General features: G+C 42.4%; 22 protein-coding genes. 7 read left to right on the forward strand and 15 right to left on the reverse strand.

The window, feature by feature from the left end:
• Window positions 1-166: 166 nt before the first annotated feature.
• Together R8P61_30050 and R8P61_30055 are read left to right on the forward strand one after the other, a co-directional pair.
• Complete coding sequence (locus R8P61_30050; GenBank protein ID MDW3651359.1) at window positions 167-1837, forward strand: S41 family peptidase; 1671 nt, start codon at window positions 167-169, stop codon at window positions 1835-1837.
• A 584-nt stretch (window positions 1838-2421) separates the two neighbouring features.
• Window positions 2422-3048 (forward strand): TetR/AcrR family transcriptional regulator, encoded by a 627-nt coding sequence (locus R8P61_30055; protein MDW3651360.1) that lies wholly within the window; start codon window positions 2422-2424, stop codon window positions 3046-3048.
• Here the strand turns inward: R8P61_30055 and R8P61_30060 are convergent.
• The 4 genes from R8P61_30060 to rpoN form a co-directional block, all read right to left on the reverse strand.
• On the reverse strand, window positions 3023-3436 hold the full coding sequence (locus R8P61_30060) for a hypothetical protein (GenBank protein ID MDW3651361.1): 414 nt from the start codon (window positions 3434-3436) through the stop codon (window positions 3023-3025). The genes R8P61_30055 and R8P61_30060 overlap by 26 nt on opposite strands.
• A 3-nt stretch (window positions 3437-3439) precedes the next feature.
• Window positions 3440-3946 carry a GNAT family N-acetyltransferase gene (locus tag R8P61_30065; protein MDW3651362.1) on the reverse strand — a complete coding sequence of 169 codons (507 nt, stop codon included), beginning with the start codon at window positions 3944-3946 and terminating at the stop codon, window positions 3440-3442.
• 1 nt (window position 3947) lies between these two features.
• Entirely contained in the window at window positions 3948-4556 is a 609-nt protein-coding gene (locus R8P61_30070) for a hypothetical protein (GenBank protein MDW3651363.1), read from the reverse strand.
• Between the two features lie 81 nt (window positions 4557-4637).
• Window positions 4638-6128 (reverse strand): RNA polymerase factor sigma-54, encoded by a 1491-nt coding sequence (gene rpoN / locus R8P61_30075; GenBank protein ID MDW3651364.1) that lies wholly within the window; start codon window positions 6126-6128, stop codon window positions 4638-4640.
• 436 nt (window positions 6129-6564) lie between these two features.
• On the opposite strand from rpoN, the gene mscL reads away from it, so the two are divergent.
• Window positions 6565-6969 carry a large-conductance mechanosensitive channel protein MscL gene (gene mscL, locus R8P61_30080; protein ID MDW3651365.1) on the forward strand — a complete coding sequence of 135 codons (405 nt, stop codon included), beginning with the start codon at window positions 6565-6567 and terminating at the stop codon, window positions 6967-6969.
• 259 nt (window positions 6970-7228) lie between these two features.
• Window positions 7229-8359: a thioredoxin family protein gene (locus R8P61_30085; GenBank protein MDW3651366.1), complete on the forward strand. Its 1131-nt coding sequence runs from the start codon at window positions 7229-7231 to the stop codon at window positions 8357-8359.
• A 7-nt stretch (window positions 8360-8366) separates the two neighbouring features.
• On the opposite strand, the gene R8P61_30090 is transcribed toward R8P61_30085, so the two are convergent.
• Window positions 8367-9083, reverse strand: coding sequence for a pyridoxine 5'-phosphate synthase (locus R8P61_30090; protein ID MDW3651367.1), 717 nt, complete (start codon window positions 9081-9083; stop codon window positions 8367-8369).
• Window positions 9084-9160: 77 nt separating this feature from the next.
• Window positions 9161-10669: a trypsin-like peptidase domain-containing protein gene (locus tag R8P61_30095; protein ID MDW3651368.1), complete on the reverse strand. Its 1509-nt coding sequence runs from the start codon at window positions 10667-10669 to the stop codon at window positions 9161-9163.
• A gap of 404 nt (window positions 10670-11073) precedes the next feature.
• Between R8P61_30095 and R8P61_30100 the strand changes: the two genes are divergently transcribed.
• Complete coding sequence (locus tag R8P61_30100; GenBank protein ID MDW3651369.1) at window positions 11074-12678, forward strand: BamA/TamA family outer membrane protein; 1605 nt, start codon at window positions 11074-11076, stop codon at window positions 12676-12678.
• 228 nt (window positions 12679-12906) lie between these two features.
• Complete coding sequence (locus R8P61_30105) at window positions 12907-13698, forward strand: 2-phosphosulfolactate phosphatase (GenBank protein ID MDW3651370.1); 792 nt, start codon at window positions 12907-12909, stop codon at window positions 13696-13698.
• 147 nt (window positions 13699-13845) lie between these two features.
• Here the strand turns inward: R8P61_30105 and R8P61_30110 are convergent, their stop codons facing one another.
• Window positions 13846-14142, reverse strand: coding sequence for a hypothetical protein (locus tag R8P61_30110; protein ID MDW3651371.1), 297 nt, complete (start codon window positions 14140-14142; stop codon window positions 13846-13848).
• A gap of 532 nt (window positions 14143-14674) precedes the next feature.
• Between R8P61_30110 and R8P61_30115 the strand changes: the two genes are divergently transcribed.
• A complete protein-coding gene (locus R8P61_30115) occupies window positions 14675-16201 on the forward strand; it encodes a PKD domain-containing protein (protein ID MDW3651372.1) in 1527 nt (508 codons plus the stop codon).
• 208 nt (window positions 16202-16409) lie between these two features.
• Here R8P61_30115 and R8P61_30120 read toward each other — a convergent pair whose 3' ends face one another.
• From R8P61_30120 to R8P61_30155, 8 genes are all read right to left on the reverse strand, one after another.
• On the reverse strand, window positions 16410-17360 hold the full coding sequence (locus tag R8P61_30120) for a nitrilase family protein (GenBank protein ID MDW3651373.1): 951 nt from the start codon (window positions 17358-17360) through the stop codon (window positions 16410-16412).
• Between the two features lie 8 nt (window positions 17361-17368).
• Entirely contained in the window at window positions 17369-17899 is a 531-nt protein-coding gene (locus tag R8P61_30125) for a hypothetical protein (protein ID MDW3651374.1), read from the reverse strand.
• A 9-nt stretch (window positions 17900-17908) separates the two neighbouring features.
• Window positions 17909-18640, reverse strand: coding sequence for a subclass B1 metallo-beta-lactamase (bla, locus tag R8P61_30130; protein ID MDW3651375.1), 732 nt, complete (start codon window positions 18638-18640; stop codon window positions 17909-17911).
• A gap of 7 nt (window positions 18641-18647) precedes the next feature.
• Entirely contained in the window at window positions 18648-19235 is a 588-nt protein-coding gene (locus R8P61_30135) for a DJ-1/PfpI family protein (GenBank protein MDW3651376.1), read from the reverse strand.
• 172 nt (window positions 19236-19407) lie between these two features.
• Window positions 19408-19758 (reverse strand): Dabb family protein, encoded by a 351-nt coding sequence (locus R8P61_30140; protein ID MDW3651377.1) that lies wholly within the window; start codon window positions 19756-19758, stop codon window positions 19408-19410.
• Window positions 19759-19856: 98 nt separating this feature from the next.
• Complete coding sequence (locus R8P61_30145; protein ID MDW3651378.1) at window positions 19857-21047, reverse strand: retropepsin-like aspartic protease; 1191 nt, start codon at window positions 21045-21047, stop codon at window positions 19857-19859.
• Between the two features lie 63 nt (window positions 21048-21110).
• Window positions 21111-21956: an SDR family oxidoreductase gene (locus R8P61_30150; GenBank protein ID MDW3651379.1), complete on the reverse strand. Its 846-nt coding sequence runs from the start codon at window positions 21954-21956 to the stop codon at window positions 21111-21113.
• A 479-nt stretch (window positions 21957-22435) separates the two neighbouring features.
• Window positions 22436-23185 (reverse strand): LytTR family DNA-binding domain-containing protein, encoded by a 750-nt coding sequence (locus tag R8P61_30155; protein ID MDW3651380.1) that lies wholly within the window; start codon window positions 23183-23185, stop codon window positions 22436-22438.
• Window position 23186: the final 1 nt, after the last annotated feature.

The following is a 23186-nucleotide window of genomic DNA, read 5'->3' on the forward strand; positions in this document are numbered from 1 at the left end:
TCCTTGAATACTGGTATCCCCACACTCAAAACTTAATAAAAGAATATTGTAGGAATATTGCATGTTGCATTCCTGAAAAAATCTCATTAGAAAGGGAAAAAGGGCGTAAATTTGTGTAAACCCAAAGAAAAAAACGTACCTTATATCTTTGCTGAAGATCGTATACATGAAAGTTATCTCAACAAAACGATTCTGGTTTCTTCTGCTCCTCAGTGCCACATTCCTACTAGGATTTCGTGCAGGTGATCTCTTCGAAATTGCCAAAAGCATGGATATTTTTGGCAAGGTCTATACAGAAATTAATACAGTTTTTGTCGATGAGACCAATCCCACCGAACTCATGCGGACAGGGATAGATTCTATGCTTAAGAATCTCGATCCATATACCAATTACTTCAGCGAAAGTCAGATTGAAACCTCCAAAATCTTTAGTACCGGTGAGTATAGTAGCATAGGGGCAGAAGTCGGCTTGAGGGGAGAAAGAATACTCCTGCTAGAGCTTTTTGAAAAAAGCCCTGCTTTTGAAGCGGGACTTTTGGTCGGAGATCAGATCATGCGTATCGATCAGGAAGAAGTGTTTGAGTCGGGCATGAGCCTGGATGATGTAAATAGTTTATTGTTAGGCGAAAGAGGCTCTAAGTTGACCCTTACAATAAAAAGGCCGGGAGAATCAGAACTGAAAAGCATAGAAGTAAGTAGGGGAGGAACGGAGACCCAGGCTGAGAATGTACCTTATTTTGCCATGGCTACGCCCGAGGTTGGATATATCCTCCAAACCGGATTTATGAGCAATGCGGGACGGGAAGTTGCAACAGCCCTCAAAAAACTCCAGGATGAGAATGCTGAAATGAAAGCTGTAATCCTTGACCTGAGAGGCAATCCGGGGGGACAATTAAATGAAGCCGTCAATGTTTCTAATGTCTTTGTTCCGCAAAATGAGCTAATTACTGAAATGAAAGGCCGGAGCAAAACCTCCAAAGCCAAATTTTATACCCGTATGCCAGCCATAGATGAAGAGATTCCTGTGGCAGTTTTGGTAAATGGGAACTCTGCCAGTGCATCCGAGATCGTTTCCGGTTCTATACAGGATTTGGATAGGGGAGTGGTAGTAGGCCAAAGAAGCTTTGGTAAAGGCCTGGTCCAGAATTTTCGTCCCTTGAGCTACAATACACAGATGAAGGTGACGATCGCGCGCTATTATACGCCGAGTGGCCGCTGTATCCAGGCAATAGATTATTCCAATCGGAGCGAAGATGGCAGCGTGAGCAAAGTAGCAGATGAACAAATATCCGAATTTAAGACCCGAAATGGTCGTCCTGTTTTCGATGGAGGAGGAGTAATGCCTGATCTTCCGATCGATAAGAAAGAAAGACCGCCCGTCCTCAAGGCACTGACGGAACAAGGATTTATCTTCGATTTCGTAACAGTCTTTGCCCAGGCAAATGAGACGATAGAAGGCCCTCGCGATTTTAGGCTTACCGATGAGATTTACGAGGACTTCAGCAAATTTGTAAAGGAAAAAGGACTTCAATTTTCTACACTTTCAGAAAGTCAAATAGAAAGCCTTCAGAAATCTTTGGTCAGGAATGGCTATGATGGAGACATGGAAGCTCTTTTGGCAGGCGTAGAAGAAAAGCTGGAAGCAGAAAAAAAGCAGGACCTCTTGCGTCATAAGGAAGCCATCAAGCGTGAACTAAAGCGCGAGATCATCAACCGATATTATTTCAAGCAAGGAGTTCTTGAATCCGCATTTGTTGACGATCCGGTGATCCTAAAAGCCGTTGAGACTGTCCTCGATGAAGAGGCGTACAAAAAAATCCTCAGTGGGCAGAACTAGTTGTTTTGTCTGAATTCCTGATCAGTGTCAATTCTCCCCAGCTAGTCAAATACGCAAACTTTTAGGTTAGCATACAAGACCTAATTAGGCTCTTTGCTCTTTTGTTAAAGCAAAGAGAGCTAGATAAAGGAATGTTGTAATGCTTTGATAATCAAATGCTGAGGTTATTTTTTGAGATAAAACAGGATTTCCTTTATTACTGGACAGTCCGATTATAAATTCTCGAAATATTCGAAATCCCAAATATATTAGGTCAAAGCTTTTATTCATGGCCTTTTTCTTGCTAACAAAGTGGTAGGAAAAGCATTGCAGCGCTCAGGAAATGAAAGGAAATATTCAGGGAAATTTTAAAAGAATCAACCATTGCGTCCAGAGATTTAGTAAATTGTACTTCTGTGTTCCGATATGGAACACCATTTACCTTCATAAGCAAGAATACCTTCCCATAATTTTTGAAAAGAGAGCCCCGAATTCTTCAGAAAATCCTGATATGATTTTCTCTGGATACAATTCTTGGGCTTGTGGCCTTGGTTTTATACCTTAGGTCAGGGTAACTAATTTAGGTTAAATAGGTCATTTTTTAGATGCCGAAAACAAAAGAAAAAATCCTTGATGTGGCCCTTGTCCTCTTCAATCAAGATGGACTGGCAAACGTCACCTTACGGAAGATTGCCGGATTTATGGGGATTAGTCAGGGGAATCTCAATTACCACTATAAGAAGCGCGCAGATATCATCGAAGCTCTGTATTTTCGATTTGCGGCTGCGGTTGATAGTAAGATCGCCGAAATCATCCAAAGAGATGACCTCAATTGGGGTTATTTAAAGGTCTATATGGCCGAGATGATCGGTGTCTTTTTTGATTATCGCTTTATTTTCCTGGATTTCAGCCATTTGATGCGGGATTATCCCAGAATTAGAGAGCATTATATCGAGGTTCTTGTCAAGCGTGATCGAGAATTTCCCGGTATGTTCAAAATTCTGGCGGGAATGGGAGTATTCAGGAAAGAGGCTTTCCCGGGCCAGTTCCGTCGACTCTATCAGCGTATTCAATTACTCAATGATTTCCTTCTTTCTCATTCAGAAATCAAAGGCCAATTGGAGAGAAAAATGGTAGCAGAGAAATATGTGAATATGATTTCTTCTGAGATCTATCCCTATTTGGTTGAGGGCATTCAGGAAGATATCAGGAAGGATTTGAGTCCGGCTTAGCTTTCCACAAGCTTAGTAAGCCATGAAAGGACACGCCTGCAAGCATAAGATATAGCCCCATACGGCTAAATGGCCTTTCTATTTCACTACTAGGCATTTCATGAAAAAAGCTGTAGAGAAAAGAAGCTGTGGCGAGAAACATGAGAAAGGAAGAAAACAATTGGATGTACTCCTGGGGAATCCGTTTATATGGGCGAAGATAAGTTCCCATTGAAAGGTGGATCAGGCTCGTGAGCAAGAGATAAATATGCTCCGCTCTAAAGACCATCCGTTCAAATAATTCCAAATCCTGAAGGCCATTGAAAGCATGCTGCATATACTGCCCACTCAGGATAAATATGATCAGGAACAGGATCCCGCCAAAGAAGTGTAGTTTCTTAAGAAGCATGCCTTATCTTAGCTTATTTATTCTATAAAAGACAGTAGCTTTTCCGTCTTCCATTTTTCGTTCAAGAAAGTGCATCCCGATTCTTTGAGCCAGTTTTTGAGAAATTTTATGAGGCTCGTCCATCGCTGCCAGAAGATAGCTGAAATTCAGGTCTTCAAATGCATACTGGACAATTCTTTGAGCCGCTTCAGTTGCAAAACCCTGACCCGCATATTTTTCAAGAATAGCATAAAGCAATTGAGGTTGAGGCTCCTCAAAAAAATTCCAAAGTCCCACAAAGCCCATTATTTCCTGCCCTCTTTTTGGCTGGATCTTCCAAAGGCCCCATTTATCCTGCTGAAAATGCTGAAGATTGATACTGAGAACTTCCTGGCTTTGTTCAAGGGGAAGAAGCTCGTCATCCCAAAGGTATTTACGGATATAAGGATCAGTGAATAGCTGATGCAGCTTGTTCAATTCATCTTGTTGAAAAGGGCTAAGTTCCAGTCTTTGTGTTTTCAGGAGAGACATCTTAGTACATTTTTTTCTTTAGACACATTTCATGCACCCACTGGGCGTGTTCCTGAGGACTTTTGCTGTCGTATTCTTCAAAGGTACTAAAGGTTCCCGGAGCAAAATCATAGGGATTGCTGCTGGCTACATAAGGACCGGCTACCCCTGCTTCCCATAGCCCTTCGGCAGCAAGTTCTTTGAACTTAAATACGTAGAAATAGAGTTTTTCTTCCTTCTCCTTTATTTCATGAACAATCTCGACTTTCTTCATGAACTTGATTTTTTCTGGTCTGCCCCCCAATTCATTAGGATGAAGTAGCCAATAGACCAATGCGGCTTCTGCGCTGGAAATAAAATTGTCGTATTTCTCCGGAAAGAGATGGAGTTTGTCATGTCCGTCCAGTACAACATACAGGAAGGTTCTGCTGGCAGCATCATCCGCCAATTCACGGATCAATTGTGGATCAGGATCTTTGCCATTTTCGACCGCTTCAATCAAGGGCTTGGCTTTTTCAAAGATTTCCAGATCTCGTTTCTGCGTATTTTTTTTCAGCTTCCATTTCCGGTAAGCGACATAAAAGAAAAGGGCGCTTACGATTCCTCCCATTATGGATGCTAGCGTGCTCATACCTTAGCTAAATTTTCAGCAAAGATAAGCAGCTTTGGGGAATGCATTTCCCTAAAATAAAAATGATCTAATCGCAGGGAGTTAAACTTCTTTTCTCAGACGGGCTACGGGCACTCCCAATTGCTCGCGGTATTTGGCAACAGTACGACGAGCGATATTATAGCCTCTTCCTTTGAGTTGAAGGGCGATCTTGTCGTCGGATAGGGGTTTGCGTTTGCTTTCGCCAGAAATAATTTCCTCGAGGGCCTTTTTAACCTCACGATTGGAAACCATACCATCTTCCGTTTCAATACCCTCTGTGAAAAAGAATTTCAGGGCATAAATCCCAAAGTCTGTTTGCACATATTTACTATTGGCTACCCGGGAAACGGTAGAGATGTCCATCTGGATCTTTTCTGCAATGTCCTTCAGGATCATAGGCTTGAGTTTTTTCTCATCTCCGCCAGAAATGAAAAACTCTTCCTGTTTTGCCGCAATTGTCTCCATTGTATTGAGGAGCGTAAATTGGCGCTGTCGAATGGCATCTATGAACCATTGGGCGGCTTCGATACGAGACTTTACAAAGTCCAGGGTCTCTTTTACCGTTCCATTCTTTTTGGATTTGTCCATGCCTTTGTATTCGCTGTACATATTGATGTAGCTGCGACTTACTTTTAGGTCGGGAGCATTGCGGCTATTGAGACGTATGTTGATTTTGTTGTTTTCGGTAGTAAGGATAAAGTCCGGGATGATGTATTCATGCTTGATCGAACTTTGAGATTCGCCCGGCTTTGGATTGAGTTTGGTGATCAGGTTATAGATGTCCCTGAATTCATCTTCTGTAACTCCAAGTCTTGAACGGAGTTTAGGGAAATGCTTTTTCGTCAGCTCATCGAAATATTTGTCAACCAGTTTGATGGCTATCTGGATAATAGGTGTCTGAGGCTTGCGCTTCAATTGAAGCAAGAGGCATTCCTGCAAACTTCTCGCACCTACACCTGGAGGATCAAATCTTTGAATTTTTTCCAGTACCCCTTCTACTTCTTCTATGGTAGTAGAGATATTCTGACGAAAGGCCATGTAGTTGACAATGGCTTTGATGGGATCTACAGATCCGCGGCCCCGCAAATATCCATCTTCATCTATATTTCCGATAATATGTTCACCGACGACCAGTTCTTTTTCTGTAAGGTTGAGGAGGGAAAGCTGTTCATCCAGGAGGTCATAGAGGGATTTCATCTGAACGATAGGCGCTTCATATTCATCTTCATCATCTCCTCCCTGGGGTAAGCGGGTACGATAATCATAACCATCATTGGCTAGATAATCGTCCATATTCAGGTCCTGGCTAAGCTTGTCATCCTTTTCTGGTGGGCTTGGCTCATCATCTTTGCGATCCAGATCCTCGTATTCATTCTTAGGCTTCTCATCTCCAAATCCCATCTGAAGGTCTTCCAGGGCAGGATTTTTTTCCAACTCCTCCTTGATTCTTTGTTCCAGGGATGCCGTAGGCACCTGCAGCAATTTAATAAATTGAATTTGCTGAGGCGAGATTTTTTGTAGCAGTTTAAGTTGTTGATTCTGCTTTAGCATACCTGAGATAACCTAGATTATATTTTTGTTCTACCTAATAATTGTTTCCCCTTTACGAGATACGAATTGATAACTATCTATTTCAAATCCTTTCACTGATCGGAAAAAAATCCTTCCCCAGTGGGGAAATTTCCGGAAATTTAAAGGTAAGCAACAATTTTACAATTGATGCAAGGTGAATGTGAATTTAACCGTAGTGTTAGAAATATCCGGATTTTGATCGAAAAGTAAAGCGACTACTTTACTAGACAGTTGCTCAAACGTAATTGAATCCTTTTGAGGACACTAAAATTAGAGAATTCTTTCTTTAAAACCAATTTATGTCAAGGATAATAAAGTTTTAGCGCGCTAAAATGTGCAGAAAGTGGTGTTTTTTCTATATTAAGCACTCAGACTATGAATATGCCGCACATATTTAACTATTAACCTAAAAGCAATGATTAAAGAATTCAAGGATTTTATCATGAAAGGCAATGTCCTGGATCTGGCAGTAGCTGTGATCATCGGGGCAGCATTTGGAACAATTGTAACTTCTTTCACCAATGATATCCTGATGCCTCCCATTGGTCTCCTACTTGGCGGAGTAGATTTTAGTGATCTCGCGATTACCTTACAAGACGGTGTACCTGCAACTGCTACAGCTGAGGCTATTCCGGCCGTACAGATCAAGTATGGACAATTTATCAATGTGGTGATCAACTTCCTGATTACAGCATTTGCGATCTTCCTGGTAGTTAAGGCTTACAATGCTACTCAAAAGCCTGCTGAGGAAGCTGCTCCTGCTGGACCCTCAAATGAAGAAGTGCTATTGGGAGAAATCCGCGACCTATTGAAAAAATAAGTAAGACTTTTCAAAAAAAAGGGGGACAGTTATCAAATTGTCCCCCTTTTTTTATATAATGAATATGCGGCGACAATCTTTCCCGCTTGATCTCCGTACGTAGCATAAGAAGTCTTTAAATTGGCTTTTTGTCATGCTTTCAAGGAAATATAGATCGCTCTTGCGAAGGCATGGATATTGCTGCCCATCATATAAATTCACTCGTATAATGTTGCACTTGTCTCGCGTTTTACTCCTTCTCCTTACTCTTTCATTTGGTATGAGTTCCCTCACTTCTGCGCAAGGTATTGACTTTGTAGAAGGTAGTTGGGAAGAAGTCCTTAGCATTGCTCGTAAAGAGCGCAAACTGGTTTTTCTGGATGCCTATACTACCTGGTGCGGACCTTGTAAAGCCATGGATAGAAATACCTATCCCAAATCTGAGGTAGGAGATTTCTTTGGAGAAAATTTCGTCAGCTACAAACTGGATATGGAAAAAGGGGAAGGTCCGAGAGTTGGGAGTGAATATAGTGTGATTGCATACCCAACCTTACTCTTTATCAATTTCAAGGGAGAGGTCGTACATAAGGTGATGGGTTACAGAGGCCCTAAAGAATTGATCACGGAGGGGATGACAGCTTTAAGTCCGGCAAAGAATAAAGCCAATATCGAGCTGGAATACGAATCGGGAAATCGCGAAGCTGATATCATTTTGCAATATGCCCTTCATCGAAAAAAATCCGGGGCTGATTATCGTGACTATGCAGATGAATATTTCGCAACTCAGGAAGAAAAGGATTTATTACAAAAGAAAAACTGGCAAGCGATTCAGGAATTATCCCATAGTATATCAGGCGTTGAATATCAATTCCTCACCAAGAAGTACAAGAAGTTTGCAAAGGTGTATGGCGAAAGGAAAGTCTTGGATAAAATCTTTGAAGTTGCTCGCGCTGCTACCCTGGAGTCCGGTCTTACTGGCAATCCATCCAAATACAAAGCGGCATTAACCTTAATCGAAAGACGGATCAATGATGAAGGGCAAATGGCCAATCGCCTAAAAATGACCTTTACTGAGGCTCGGAAAAATTGGGAAGTATATGCTGAAAGGGCCATCTATCATTATGATACCTATAAATCCGCTCAAGCAGAGGACCTTGATCATTCTGCCAGCATCTTTGACAGGCATATTGAAGATCCCGGCAAGCTGGAAATGGCTCTTCGTTGGACCCGCCAGTCCATCGCTATGCAAAATGAGGCATATAATAATGAGACCCAGGCGAGAATCTTATTCAAACTGGGGCGATATGCAGAAGCTCTGCGCTCGGCCAATAAAGCCCTGCAAATCGCACAGATCAAGGAGCAGGATACCCGCGTGATCGAGTCTCTGATCGAAAAAATCAGCGAACGCTAGGGAATTCCTATTTCCCAAGACAAGCCTGGTATTTTTTGATCGTTTCTTTAAATCCCATATACAAAGCATCTCCTACCAATGCATGACCGATAGATACTTCGGCCAGATGAGGAACTTTTTCTGAGAAATAGGCCAAATTCTGAAGACTTAGATCATGTCCTGCATTTATCCCTAGTCCTATTTCATGGGCGAAGGCTGCCGCTTTGGCAAATGGACTAACTGCCTTTTCCTTATCAATCGGATAGCCCTGGGCATAGGGTTCCGTATAAAGCTCAATTCGATTCGTCCCTATTTCGCGAGCTAGCTCAATCATATCGAGATCCGTTTCTATAAAGATCGAGCTTCTGACACCTGCTGCCTCCAGCCTGAGAACGATATCCAAAAGATAGTGCTTGTTCATTTTTGTATCCCAACCAGCATTTGAAGTCAGGACGCCCGGAGGATCAGGGACAAGTGTACACTGTTCCGGTTTGACTTCTTCTATCATTTGGAGGAATGATTCAGAAGGATAACCTTCTACATTTAGCTCCACATCCAGCACAGGTTTCAGATCATAAATATCCTGTCTTCTTGCATGTCGTTCATCGGGACGGGGATGGAGGGTGATGCCATCTGCACCATATGCGACGCAATCTTTGGCTACCTGAACCAGATTGGGCTCATTTCTCCCTCTGGAATTTCTTATCAGCGCTACTTTGTTCAGGTTTACACTTAAATGGGTCATAGGTTAGGATTTATAAGCCTGCAAAAATAAAAAAGCGGATCAAACTGATCCGCTTTTTATCATTTATTTTTTATGTCTTACCAACTAAAGCTGAAGGAAGCCATTGCTCCTTTGCTGTAGAGGCCGCGGAAAGTGACATAATCTCCTGATTTATCAAAAGCCTCTTTGAGATCTTTGAGGCTGTAAACTTTCTTGCCATCAACTTCGGTGATCACAAAACCATCCTGAATACCCCCCGTTTCCATTTCTTCTCCGGCTTCCATCACCATAATTCCATTTTCTACATCAAACTCCTCGTATTCACTCAATCCCAATAAACGGAACTTGCTTTCATTATACTCCAGGAATCCGAGGCGATTTACTCGCTCCCATTCCCCTTCTATAGACTTCAGTAATACGGAGAAAAGTCTTTTTTGATTTCCTCTGTATGCAAGAATTTTTACTTTATCTCCCGGACGGTATCTGCTGACCTGTTCCTGAAGTTCAGAACTATTACTTACTTCGATCTCATTTACAGAAACAATCACATCTCCAACCCGAATACCGGCATCATGCGCTCCGAGTTCCTGCCGCACATCTGTGACATAGGCACCTTTTAGCATACTCAGGCCATGTTGTTTAGCGAGTGTAGCATTTACCTGCTGTATAGAAACTCCCAGAAAGCCTCTCTTTACTTCTTTAAAGGTCAGGAGGTCTTCCATTACTTTCTTGGCGATAGTAGCTGGTATAGCAAAAGAATAGCCTGCATAGTATCCGGTACGGGAAGCAATGGCGGTATTTATTCCAATGAGTTTTCCTTCTTTATCTACCAAAGCTCCTCCGCTATTTCCTTTGTTTACGGCAGCATCTGTCTGTATAAAGGATTCGATGGCATATTTGGAGTCATTTTGAAGCAGGTTGATATTTCTTCCTTTGGCGCTCACAATCCCCGCAGTAACCGTTGAGGTCAGGTCCATAGGATTTCCTACTGCCAGTACCCATTGGCCTACCTGCACCTGATCAGAATCACCGAAAGACAGGAAGGGCAATTCTTCGCCTTTAATTTTCAATAAGGCGAGGTCGGTTGCCAAATCCGTTCCGATTACCTCTGCTTTAAAGCTGCGGTTATCAAAAAGGGTAACTTCTACTTCATCTGCATCTTCAATCACATGATTATTGGTGGCGATATAGCCATTAGGGGAAATGAGTACTCCCGATCCGGAAGCCATTCCCTGTGGACTTTCTCTTCTTCCATCCTCATCCAGATAGTTTCTGAAAGGATTGCTGAAAAAGTCTGCATTTCTGTTAGAAGAGTGAGCCTCATAGCGCGAACGGATGTGTACGACAGCCGGGCGTGCCAGACTTGAGGCTTGAACAAAATCGGGTAAGGAAGTACCTACAGGGGCATCCTGATCTACAATTCTCTCTTTTGTCTCTGTATTCTCAGGTATATAGTGAGAAAAACTGGTGGGAAGGCTCTCTTGAGGGAAATAGTAATAGGTGGGTGTTTCGAAATAGTTCTTATAAATAAGTGCTCCAAGGGTAGAGCTGAACAACATCAAGAGAAGCGCACCTCCAGCATAGAGGGCAAATTTCTTTAAGGTCATAATTGACTCGTTAAGGTTAACTTCTATAATCTAACGGAAGTGCAGGTACAAGTGTTCATCCTAATATAGCTACTGAGCGCCCAAACTACAAGGATTTATTCATGGATGGTTGATGTTTGATCTTGCATGGATGTATAGAGAGGCTGATCTTTGCATGATTTGATTGGAGAGCATTTCGTACTTTTAGCATAAATATCCTCTACAGGCGTTATTGGGGAGGATTTTCTTGAAAAAAGAGCCTGATTTTGTATCGATTCTTCCTTTTGTTTACATGTTTGATTATTTCCGCTCTTGTAGCAGTACAGGGGCAGGATAGTTCATGGACAAATTCGGAAATTCTTGGGATTAGCGAAGCCAAAGATGCAAAGAAATTATTCGGGCGATTAAAGCGATCCTCAGACTCTTTGGCAGTTCATAGGGTATTGGATGAGTGGATAGGCGAAAAGCAGCAGAAAGGTCTGCTTGAGTATACCTATTCGATTTTATCGCAGGATCCTTATCGCATCCAAATTTTTGAAGGTCCATATTATTACTACAAAGCCATCCAGTTAGTAGGTATAAATGAATTGTATCCCCAGAGAGCAGGTATAGACAGGCTTTATCGAAAGCAGGAAGTTGTGAATTGGACAGATTTAGAAGAAAAAATGGAAAGCTGTCTGGATCAATATCAAAATGAAGGGTATCCCTTTGCCTCTTTTCAGCAGACACAGTTTAAGTATATCGCACATAAGGGCGATAGCGTCGGAGTGGAAATTTCCTATGTCTTTGATTCAGGCCCTCTGGTTCGGATTGATTCTGTAATTGTAAAGGGGAAGATTCGGGAGAACGCCAATTTCGTTTACAACCTCAGCGGTCTCAATCCCGGAGATATTTATAGACATAAACTGGTACGGGATGCTCCACGGATACTGAACAATAGTATCTACTATGAAGAGGTGAAAGATCCCCGGGTAAAATTTCGATCTGACAATAAAGCAGATATACAACTGGAGCTGGAACAGAAACAAACCAGCCGACTGGATATCCTTTTGGGGATCCTTCCTCCTGTCGACAATACCCAAAGACTTCAGTTTACCGGTTCTATAGATGTGGCCCTGTTAAGTCCGATTCGCAGAGGCGAATTGCTGGAATTTAAGTTTGAAAAACTGACCCAGAGTTCGCAACAAACGCGACTGGCATTGATGATGCCCTATTTGCTTCGAACCCCTCTGAGATTGAGTGGGGCTTTTGAACTCCTGAAGCAAAATGAAGATTTTCAAAATCAAAGCCTGGATTTGGCTGCTCAATATGATTTTTCCCCTTTCCTTTCGGCCAGCTTTTACCTCAATACAAAAAATACCCGCTTGCTGGGAGAAAGTCTGGTAGATACCTCTCTGCTCGATTTTCCTCAATTGGATTCAAGAAGGAGGATGCTGGGACTGGGACTCAATTTTGAAAACCTTGACTATCGACTCAATCCATCCCGCGGCTTGCATACTTCCCTCAAGATTGGACTGGGAACCCGCAGTATTCAGGAAAATGTGCAGATCAGTCGTACGCGGCCGGAAGTATATGAAAATATAGATCGCGAACAGCCCAGTCGAGAGATCGACTTTCGTTTCAAGTGGTACCAGCAACTCATTCCCCGACATGTCCTGCATATCGCCAATCATACCTATTGGCTGGACATAGAAGACATCCTTCGAAATGACCAATTGCAGGTGGGAGGAGCCCGGAGCATACGAGGCTTTAATGAAAATCAATTCTTTACCGACTTTTACAGCTTCTTCAGCCTGGAGTATCGCCTGCAACTGGAACGAAATTCTTATGTCTTTGTCTTTGGAGACTATGCCTATCTCGAAAACAATGAAGCAAGTAGCATAAGTCGCCCTATCAGCACCGGAATCGGTATGAACTATGGCACCAAAGCCGGAATCATTTCTATCAGTTATGCCATCGGGAAAGCCGAAAACATTCCCTTTCAGGCCGCAAGAGGTCGGGTGCATATTGGACTGATAAACCAGTTTTGAAGAGAACGTGTTAGCGTATTTGGGTGTTAGCGTGTTCATGAAAAGAAATCTAGTGTTTTAGTGTTGTCGTGCGGTAGTTCGAATACAGCTGCTCATACTACAACACCAAAACACTACAACACTCCCACCAGAACCCAAGAACACCTGAACACAAGAACACTTCCCCAACACGCTCATATGCAGCGAATTATATAAATACTGGATTTTTTGTAGTTTTGCGATATGAAGATGAAAAAGTTTGTACATGTTTGCCTGACACCTGCACTCATCGATGAATTTGATGTGTCAGAGGCGATTGTAGTGGTCATTGATATCCTCCGCGCGACAACTACTATGTGTGTGGCTTTTGATCATGGAGCAGAATTGATGGTGCCAGTTGAGCACATTGAAGAAGCCAGAGCGTATAAGGATAAGGAATATCTGATCGCTGGAGAAAGAAGTGGAGAACAAATTTCTGGATTTGATTTTGGAAACTCGCCTTTCTCATTTACTCGTGAAGCAGTCGAAGGAAAGAAGATTGCCATCACAACGACCAATGGTACCCGTGCGATGAAAGCCGCTCAAATCAGAGGAGCAAAAGAAATCGTAGTAGGGTCTTTCTGTAACATCTCAGCACTTGCTCGCTGGCTGGTAAAACAAGACCAACATGTTTGCCTGCTTTGTTCCGGATGGAGAAATCATGTAACCATGGAAGATGCTATTTATGCAGGAGCGCTTTCCCGCAAATTGCGTCATCATTTCCAGCGTTTCCAGGATACAGCTATTGTGGCTGAAACCCTTTTCCAATCCGCCAACATCCGTAAGAGATACTTCTTTAGAAATAGCTCTCACTTCAATCGCTTGATTCACCTCAACCTACAGGAAGAAGTGAAATATGCGATGCGAAGAGATACACATCCGGTAATTCCGCTCCTGATCGGAGATGAATTGCACGACATTAGCAATCAAACAGATTATAAGGCTTTTAAACAATCTATCCTGGATAGACAGGAGATTGAAAAAGCGCATATCAAAGAATAATTCAATTACTTATTCTTGAAATACAAAAGGCTATCCAATTTGGATAGCCTTATTTTTTCATTGGCAGTATATGGTGGTCTGCCTTGTATGTTAACGAAAACCTTTGTTTTCCTGTTTGTCGCCCTTTACATAGAGGAAAATCAATGTTTATTTGGTCGAAATACCACCGCTATTGCCATGACCTTGACTCCGCCTGAATGAATACTCCAGGTAATCCCACTCATCGGTATCACGGTATTTCATTTTCGCCAGTACCAGTATCCTGTTTCTGTCTATAATCCGAACTCTAATTCGGTACTGAACGAAATCTTGATTGTAGCTAGCCAGATAATCATTGCCTCGCTTCCTCAGGGTTTCTCGCCCCCATCCACAAGGTCCATCATAACAATTTTGATATACGACGATATTCTGTCTGCGATCATCAATAAACAGTTGGGTAATCATGGAGGAATTAGGCCGGGTATTTTCCCAATAGGAAACGCCTAATCGATTATTTTGAGCTTGGAGAGAAGTATTAGAACAAATAAGTAAAAGTATAAAGCATAAGGAAAGAGCGAGATAGATTCTGCAATTCTTCATAGTGTGTAAAACATTAGGGCGGAAAACATCGGTTTCCGATTCTGTTCATACATATTGCATCTACCTACAATTCAAAGGTGCATATCAGTTTCCTTTAATGAAAAAAGAAATCTGGAGGTGCCTTACATTACGCGGTTTGGGAGCGCGTTCGGTAAACTGTCAGTAATTATGCATGAACGGTCAAATCTGTACTGCCAAATCCATACCAATTTATTTAGATGTCATTTTTAGCCATTTTCTGTGAAAAAAATTTCATTCGACATTGAGAAATATTTTAAATTTCATATTGCATGCCTTGGTTTTTTTGTGGCTCTTTCCTTGTATTTTGGCTGATTTTGCAAGAAGTCTCCACTAATTCCAAAGAATGTAGTAATATTGATCCGTCGTGGAATTAATCTTGAGCGCTTTCAAAATGCGAATTGGATATACCTTTCTTTTGTGTTGCCTTTTTCTCTCCGGGCAGGCACAACTTTTTCCGGATTTAAAATTTCAGCGCTTTTATGACAATGTTGGGATCGATAAAGCCCGTACATTGATCAAGTCCACAGATGCCAATCTGATTATGGGGGGAGAAACCATCATGCATGACTCCATCGCCAGTGGATGCGGCAATATCTGGATATTGAAAGTAGATACCCTGGGCGAAATCTTGTGGGAGCGTGAGATCAAAATGACTGGCTGTGAAGAACTCCGGGATATGGTTAATACCGATGACGGGGGAATCTTGTTTACAGGAGTCAGTAACTCTCTCATTCCCCATGAGGAAAAAGGAGATGATAATTTCTGGGGAGATGCTTTTCTGGGAAAACTGGATTCGCTTGGGCAGGTCGAATGGCTCCAGAGTTATGGAGGCAGTCAACTGGATATGGGCAATGCAATAGCCAAAGGGAGATATCGCGATTTTATGGTAGCGGGAATTTCTCACTCCCCCAATGGAGTAGCTAAAAAGAATATCGGTATGGCCGACATCCTGATTCTGAAAGTTGATAATCGGGGCAATGTCCGCTTTAGCCAGGTGATCGGCGGCCAGCAAAATGACTGGGCCAATGGGATCAGTACAGCTGAGGAAGGGGGATATATCCTGGCTGGGATGAGCAATTCTCCGGAAATGGGAAATGAAGCGCTTGGCCTATATGGCAATGGACTCCTAGCACGCTTATCTGTTACTGGTAGATTGATCTGGAAAGAAACCTATGCTTGTCCCTTTGGGGGATATCTGAGTGAGGTGTACCAACGGCCGGATACCCGTATCATCGCAGCAGGAAATTATCATACACAAGTTAAGGCTCAGGAAATCTGGTGGATGATGTTGACGGCCGAAGGGAAAGTGATTCGAGAACAGTTTATCGGAGGACCGGACAATGATTATTTGTCGAAAATGATTCATGCTTCTCTGGGAGGATATCTATTGGGAGGATATGCCCTCTCTGGTTCCGGCTCCGGGAGCTATGCTATGGGAGGGGATGACTTTTTCCTCTATCGACTTGATGAAGAGGGGAGAGTGATCTGGAGAGAAAGTTTTGGTGGACCTGACAATGAGCGCTGTATGGATGTGATTGAATACAGTCCAGGGGTTTATTATGCAATAGGGGAAAAGAAAAACTATTTCACTCATAAGAAAAGCGGAGATAATGATTACTGGCTATTGCGGGTAGAGGAAAGGGAGAGTAAAGAAATAAATGCCTCCATTTATGTTCGAGCCACAGACTTTAGAATAAATAGAGATACCCCCACTCGATTTAGGGCCCGCTGTGAGTATGGGGAGAAATTCTTCTGGGATTTTGGAGATGGGACGACTTCAGAGGAAAAGGATCCTCTCAAGACTTATACCCTTCCCGGGGTATATGAAGTGAAACTTACAGTATATGTAAATGAAAGCAGTTCCCAGACAGTCATGCTGGAGCAGGAACTTCAGGTTTGGTAGGGAGAATTGTAAGTGTTCTAGTGTTCTCGTGTTCTTGTTTTGCTTGGGGCTACTCGGAAAATTCAACGCCAACAATCCAACACACCACAAACAAGCTTGTCATTGCGAGTCCTAACCTAGGGCGAAGCAATTCCCTTGAAAGCGAATCAGTTTTTTGGTCAAGATGATTGCTTTGCTTCCCTCACAATGATGACACCCTTAGTGTTTCCTATCCTTTCTTCTTCATCCAAACCGGATGCGTATTCGATTGATGATCCTGGCCAATTATATCCCGATATAGTTCGGGCCTTCTTGCTTTTCGGTAGCGATGTCCTCCTGCTAGCTGGAGTTTCGAAGGATCAATTTCCGCTATACAAATTTCATCCTCAAAACTATGCGTCTCCGCAAGGATCTCACCATAAGGATCCAGGATCATAGCATTCCCATTCTTTAAATGTTCTCCATCGTAACCGATCGGATTACTAAAGACATAGTATACGCCATTGTCATAGGCTCGAGCCGGTAACCATCGCAGCAGCCAGCCCCTTCCTTTAGGACCTCTGAATTCCTGTCGGAGAGAAACCGGATCAATATGGCGGTTTTGCCAGAATTTATCTTCTACATAGCCGCGGCCCGGCATAGCAGAAGGAGTACATCCAGTCACATGAGGCGCAAAAATGATATCAGCGCCAAGGAGTGCGCTAGCCCGTACATTTTCAATGATATTATTATCATAGCAAATGAGGATGCCACATGTCCAGCCCAATAGATCAAAAACTACATACTCGTTTCCGGGCTTGAGATATGGATTGATGAAGGGATGGAGCTTACGAAATTTTGCCTTAAGGCCACTTTCGTCCACACAGATATAGGTATTGTAAAGATTGCCATCTTCTTTTTCCACCAGACCTGCAAGCATAGGCATCTGGTACTTTCTTGACATCTCTATGAGCGCGAGCGTACTGGGACCATTAGGAACTTCCTCTGCCAACTCCAGCATTTCGGCTTCTGAGAGCTCTTTGGTAAAGGTATAAGCCGTGATACACATTTCATGGAAGCTTAGCACCTCCGCGCCTTTTTGCTTCGCTTCTGCGCAGAGCTTATCCATTACAGATAAATTATAGGCTTTGTCTCCATCTTTGGGCTCAAACTGGGCTGTGGCAATTCTCAGTGTTTTCATGTGAAATCTTAATCTATGGGTTCTTTTCTTATGGTTTCGAAGCTCTGTTCTATTTCCCGCATGGTTTCTACGGTAAAGATGTTTTTGAAGTAGAAGTCAAATGTCAGGCTATCCGTGCCAAAGCCGTAGATGCTGTAATCGTATTTTTCATCGTATTCAAAGCTTTCTCCCCAACCCCTTATGAGAAAAGATTCTGTATAGACGGAAGTAGGCTCAAAGGAAAATCTCGCTAAATCCTGTCCCAATCTCCAGTCAATGCTGTAAAGGGTATCTACCAAAAGTTTACGAACAGCAATCGTATCCGGATCTTTGATGAAAGTAGTATCCACTGTTATGTAGAAGGTGTCTACCGTTTCCATTCTATCAAAATCGAAATAAGAAGTCACATAGCTCTTTTCCGTTCGTTCCGTTTTACCGACGTAGTAAGCTTCCAGTACAAGAGGCTCAGGTGGACTTGGGGGCTCTGTTGTGCTTTCTTCGCAAGCAAAGCATAGCGCCAGTATACCCAGAAGGAGAAGCGACTTAATTGAAGTTTGCATGCTTATAAATTACTTTTTGCTAAACATGTCGATGGTGTAATCCAGCAAATCAATCCCACCTGATTTTCCATGACCCGGAATCACCCATACTGCATCGCCAAACTTTTTCTTTACTTTCCCTATTGTAAGAGGCCAGGCTTCCACATTGGCATCATCCAGATTTCCTTTTCCTGATTTCAGGGACTTTACCATACAGCCTCCAAACAATACTTTTTCCTCCGGCAACCAGGCAACCATATTATCGATCGTATGTGCCTCTCCGGGAAAGAAGAGTTTTACCTTACTATTCCCGACACTTAGATTTTTTTTCTTCTTAAACGTGTTTTGCGGGGCTTCCAGCTTTTCCTCTATCGCCAATTCGCGGGTAAGGCTCGTTGACCAGGATGGAACTCCCATATCATGAAAATGATTGAGTCCTCCCAAGCAATCATCATGGTGATGGTTCACAACTATCCCGACGATCTCTACCTTCAATTCTGCCTTTAGCCAATCCAATAATTCCTCCGTCATTTCAGACTCCATTGGCGTATCAAAGATCATCGCTTTGCCTTCCGATACATAGACCATCCCATTGGAATAAAATCGGCCATAGGGCTCGACGGTTGCGTAGGAGCGATGAACATAGACCTTGTCGGTGAGCTGCTGAATTTCCAAATCATCTGAAAGTCGGATCAACTCCTGATTTTGGGCTAAACTCAAAATGGGGAAAAGAATAAGGATCGTTAGCAGCAGTTTTTCCATAAAGGAATTAGATATTAAAAGTGATGCAGTCTGTTTTCTGATGGGGGTAGTCCATGCTTTTTCTGATTCGCTCTTTCGCCTCATGATCTACCAACATTTCACAGATATACAGTCCCAGATCCAGAGAAGAAGCTACTGCTCCTGCTGTTAGGGTGTATCCATCTCGCACGATCCGATTTTTATGCACTTCCCCCACATAGGGTTTCAGACTTTCGTATTCGTTGAAATGGGTAGTGGCATGTTTCTCTTTGAGAAAGCCCGCAGCTCCCAAAAGCAGACTGCCTGTACATATAGACGACTTGTAGGGAACCTTAGTTGCAGATTTGATCCAATTCATAAAATCACTGTCATCTTGGAGTTTTCGTGTACCGAAACCTCCGGGTACAATGATCATATCATAGTCGGAAAGATCGGGCCTTACTTTCGTAGCCTGCATCTCTGTCCCAAAACTGTCTTTGGCTGTAGGATTGTAAGCGCAAAGATCCCATTCGAGATCAGGGATGTAATCATAGGCCTTCAGGCGTGTTACAGGGTCGTATATGCCGATCAGATCCAGCCAGGTGATTCCATCAAATATGATAAAGGCTATTTTCATGTGTTGAGTGATTGAATTTGGGGTATAAAAAATGAAGTTCAAGTTCAAGTGTCAAACTCAAGTCCAATGTGTGAGGATTATAATTGATTGAACTTGTACTTGATACTTGAGCTTGAACTTTTATGCGAATATATCCAGCAGATATTTTCGTTAAGCTAGTCCTGCGCTATTATTAGTCTGTCCAGTAATCGACAACTAACACATCATCCAGGTGTGGTCCCAGTACATCTCCAAAAGCTTTGTGATCGGGATGCGGGAGGTAGATGGCCCGGTCTTCTTCGCTATCAAAACTCAGGAAGAAACAATGAGTGAATCCTTTGTCCAGTCCTTCCGGGCTGTTGTTGGTCCCCCACTCATATCCTTTGATCTGAGGGATTTTGGAAGGAAGAGCTGAAAAGGCTTCTTCGACTTTGGCAATATCGGCTTCCGTACTGCTCTCTTTAAATTTGAATAGCACTACATGTCGAAGCTGCTTGCTCTTGGTTTCTTCTGTTTGAGGAGCTAGCTCAGGGGTAGATGCCATTTCTTTATTTTCTGTAGATTTTGGGGAAGTGCAGGCGAAAAGTGAAGTCGCCAGAATTAGGATCGTTAGTAGTTTTTGCATAAAGATTCTTATATGATTTAGGGTAAAGAGATCAAGTCCGCTTTCTGATATGGGAAAACAAAGCTTTCCTCTTTTCCTTTAATCCTAAGGTACAAAGTTTCCGCCTTTTCGCGACTTTTTGCTAAAAATTCCCTCAGGGCACAAAAATCTGAGAAAGAGTCGACGGATTGCTCATTGATAGACAGGATTTCGTCCATGATCTCTATATTCTGCTCCCCAATCTGACCCGGTTTGAGTTGAATGATGCGGTAGCTATCCTCGACTTCATAGATGGCAACTCCATAGGCGCGATAATCTTCCTTATCAAATTCCTCTTCATAAGCTTTCAGCAGGTATTCTTTTTCTGAAGAATTAACTACCAATTCATAATTTCTGAAAAAACTGCTTCCGATACGAGCTTTATATTTAAGGTTTCTGGTAAGGTTGATTTCAGGAGGGTAGGGCAGGCGAATGTTATCAATCTGCATGTCAATCCCTTCATAGAGATCATAAGTCGTATCATTTTTCCCCAAACCGCTAATGGATAAAGAAGAGATGCCCACACTCTTATCAGCTTTCATGCCGCTAAACTTATGTCTGTACTCTCTTTCTCTCAGTTTCAGTTCTCCCTGATAGCCAAAGTCGATCTTCGCACGTACCGGAAATTCATTGAGCTCAAAAGTCATGAAGCTGCTGTTATTTGAGCTGAAAGTAATAGGGAAAGAGATTCCGCCATTATCAAAGGCAGAACTGGAGATCTGAATTTTTTCTCCTTTGAAGTCAATCAGCCAATTGATCTTATTGATCACCGAAGCGCCTAGAATCCCATCAACATCTTCTTTACAGGGAAAGAAGTTTTTTGTGTCAATCAGGTAAACCCCTGTATTCTTAAAATGAATCTTATCTATAGAAATGTCTTTGGCGGTAGATTCTTTTACGACCGTTTTTCGATTGTTCCCATCACTGATATTAGAGCCCTGGCGAAATTTGATCCCAGCCTTATCCGCAAAGTCCTGGTTTATACAACTGTAACTGGCTCCATTATCAAAGAGAAAATTTCCTTCGACGCCGTTGAAGTTTGCTTTTACTAAAACCAGGCCCCGATAGGTTTCAAAAGGAATTTCTACTGTATCCTGAATGCGATTCTCCAGAAAACCTCTGTCAAAATTGTTGATGTTGATACAGGAATAGGAACAAAATAGCAGGAAGATGAGGAAAAACTTATTCATAGAAATACTGATAATTCAGCATAAAGATGCAGAATTTTACCCAAGGTTTAAGGAGAAAAAGCTTTAGCTGATATTCAGAATCTTTTCCGTAGCATCCCAAAGTTTTTTCGCCACTTCTTCATTTTCTGTTATGGGTTTGGGAGAAGTGATCTTCTTTTTCACCAAATACTTTCCACTACTTTCTGCTAAGTCCGGAGAACTTGCAGCATAGATAGTCGTAGCGGCTCCTTGCTCAGGGCTAAGGAAAAACAAAGGGCCTATCATTTTGATGAGAAAACGCATGAAGGCAGGTCCGGTAAAGCTTTTGATCATATTGGTGTATACTACTCCCGGATGCAGGCTATTGGCCGTTACCTTGCTTCCTTCGAGCCTACGTGCCAATTCATTGGTGTGAGAAGTGAGCATACTTTTGGAATGCCCATAACTCCCCATCTGGCTGAATTTATTTTCAGAATTCAGGTTGTTGAGGTCGATTGTGTTGAGCATGGCATTGGAGGAAACATTGACGATGCGTCCCTGATCAGATTTCTTTAAAAGGTCCAGCAGTTCATGGGTCAGAAGAAATGGGGCGAGGTAGTTGATGCCAAACATTTTTTCATGGCCATCTTTGGTGAGTGTTCTTTCGGAAGCCAGGTATCCGGCATTATTGATCAGGATATCCAGTTTGTCATGCTTGGCTTTAAAATCAGCGGCCATTTTCCTGACGGAGGAAAGATCTTCCAGATCACTGATCATCAATTCGATTCGATCATTGCCAGTCGAACTTTTGAGTTCTTCCAGCACCTGAGCACCTTTTTGGGGATTACGTCCGCTGATGATTAGCTGAGCTCCTTCTTTTGCCAGGGCTCTTGCAGTTTCTTTTCCTATGCCAGCTGTGGCACCTGTGATGAAAACGACTTTATCTTTCATAGTAGTTCTTTGGGCATTTAAGGAATCTAAGCTAAGCAGCAGCATTCAATTAAAAAACCCAGATTTTACGATTCGTCGAATAAAAAAGGCTGGATGAGCCTATTTAGAGGGAAGTGTATTTCCTATATAAAGCTGAATTGCAGATTTGTTAATCCTGGAAACACTTATAAAGAATACTCCTACACTTACTTTCCCCACATTTCCATCTATCAAATATGCCCGCACAGTAGCAGAATATGACCTAATATTGGTCTAGCATTTGAGATTAAATAATCAATTAAGATAGGGTATAAAGCTATGTAGCCTGGTAATAGGGACCCATTTTCGGAAGGAATTGATTACAGTGCATTACCCGTAATCTATTACGGTTCCCTAAACCAAAAAAAGTTGTAATGCAGGTTACCTGTCGGAGAGTAATTTCTGGCAGGTTTTTTTATTTCCCTTATGCCAGATTTCTTGTCTGACATAAGGGAAACTTCTTAAAACATGGTGTAGCGTTTCATCTCACTGATCAGTACATCTTTCTTTCGAGCTGAAACAGAAACAGATTTATTGTTTTTCAGTTCCAGCAAATTATCTGATTTATTGAGCTTTACGACATGAGACAGATTGACTATATAGGAATTGTGGGTTCTTACGAAACCGGCATCCAGCAAAATTTCTTCATAGTTCTTTAGATTTTTAGAGGTAAAGATGACTTTATCCTTGAGGCAAATTTCGGTATAAGCACCTCTGGCCTGTAGGTAATAAACATCTTCCAGATCTATAAAGAAGAGATTACTTTTATCATTGACCACGATCTTCTTCCTGCGGCCATTAGGAGGATTGAGGTTTTGGATTAAAGCATTGAGTTGCTGGGTTTCCATTTCTTTTTGCTGCAGCTCTTTTACTTTGGCGATCGCACTTTCGAGTGCATCCGGATCAACAGGTTTGAGCAGGTAATCAATAGCGCTAAACCTGAAGGCATGGATCGCATATTTATCATAGGCTGTAACAAAAATTACGTGGAAGGACCTTTTTTTTAGTTGGGAAAGGAGGTCCAATCCGGTTCCATCATCCATTTCGATATCCAGAAACAGGAGGTCAAATTCATGTTGTGGGATGGCTTCCAGTGCTGATGTTACACTATCTGCTTCTCCTACTACTTCTACTTCCGGGCAATGAATCTGCAAGAGTTTCTTCAGAACTTCCCGAAGGTTCTTTTCATTTTCGACGAGGAATGCTTTCATG

It is taken from the genome of Bacteroidia bacterium (assembly GCA_033391075.1).
Classification (GTDB): Bacteria; Bacteroidota; Bacteroidia; order J057; family J057; genus JAWPMV01.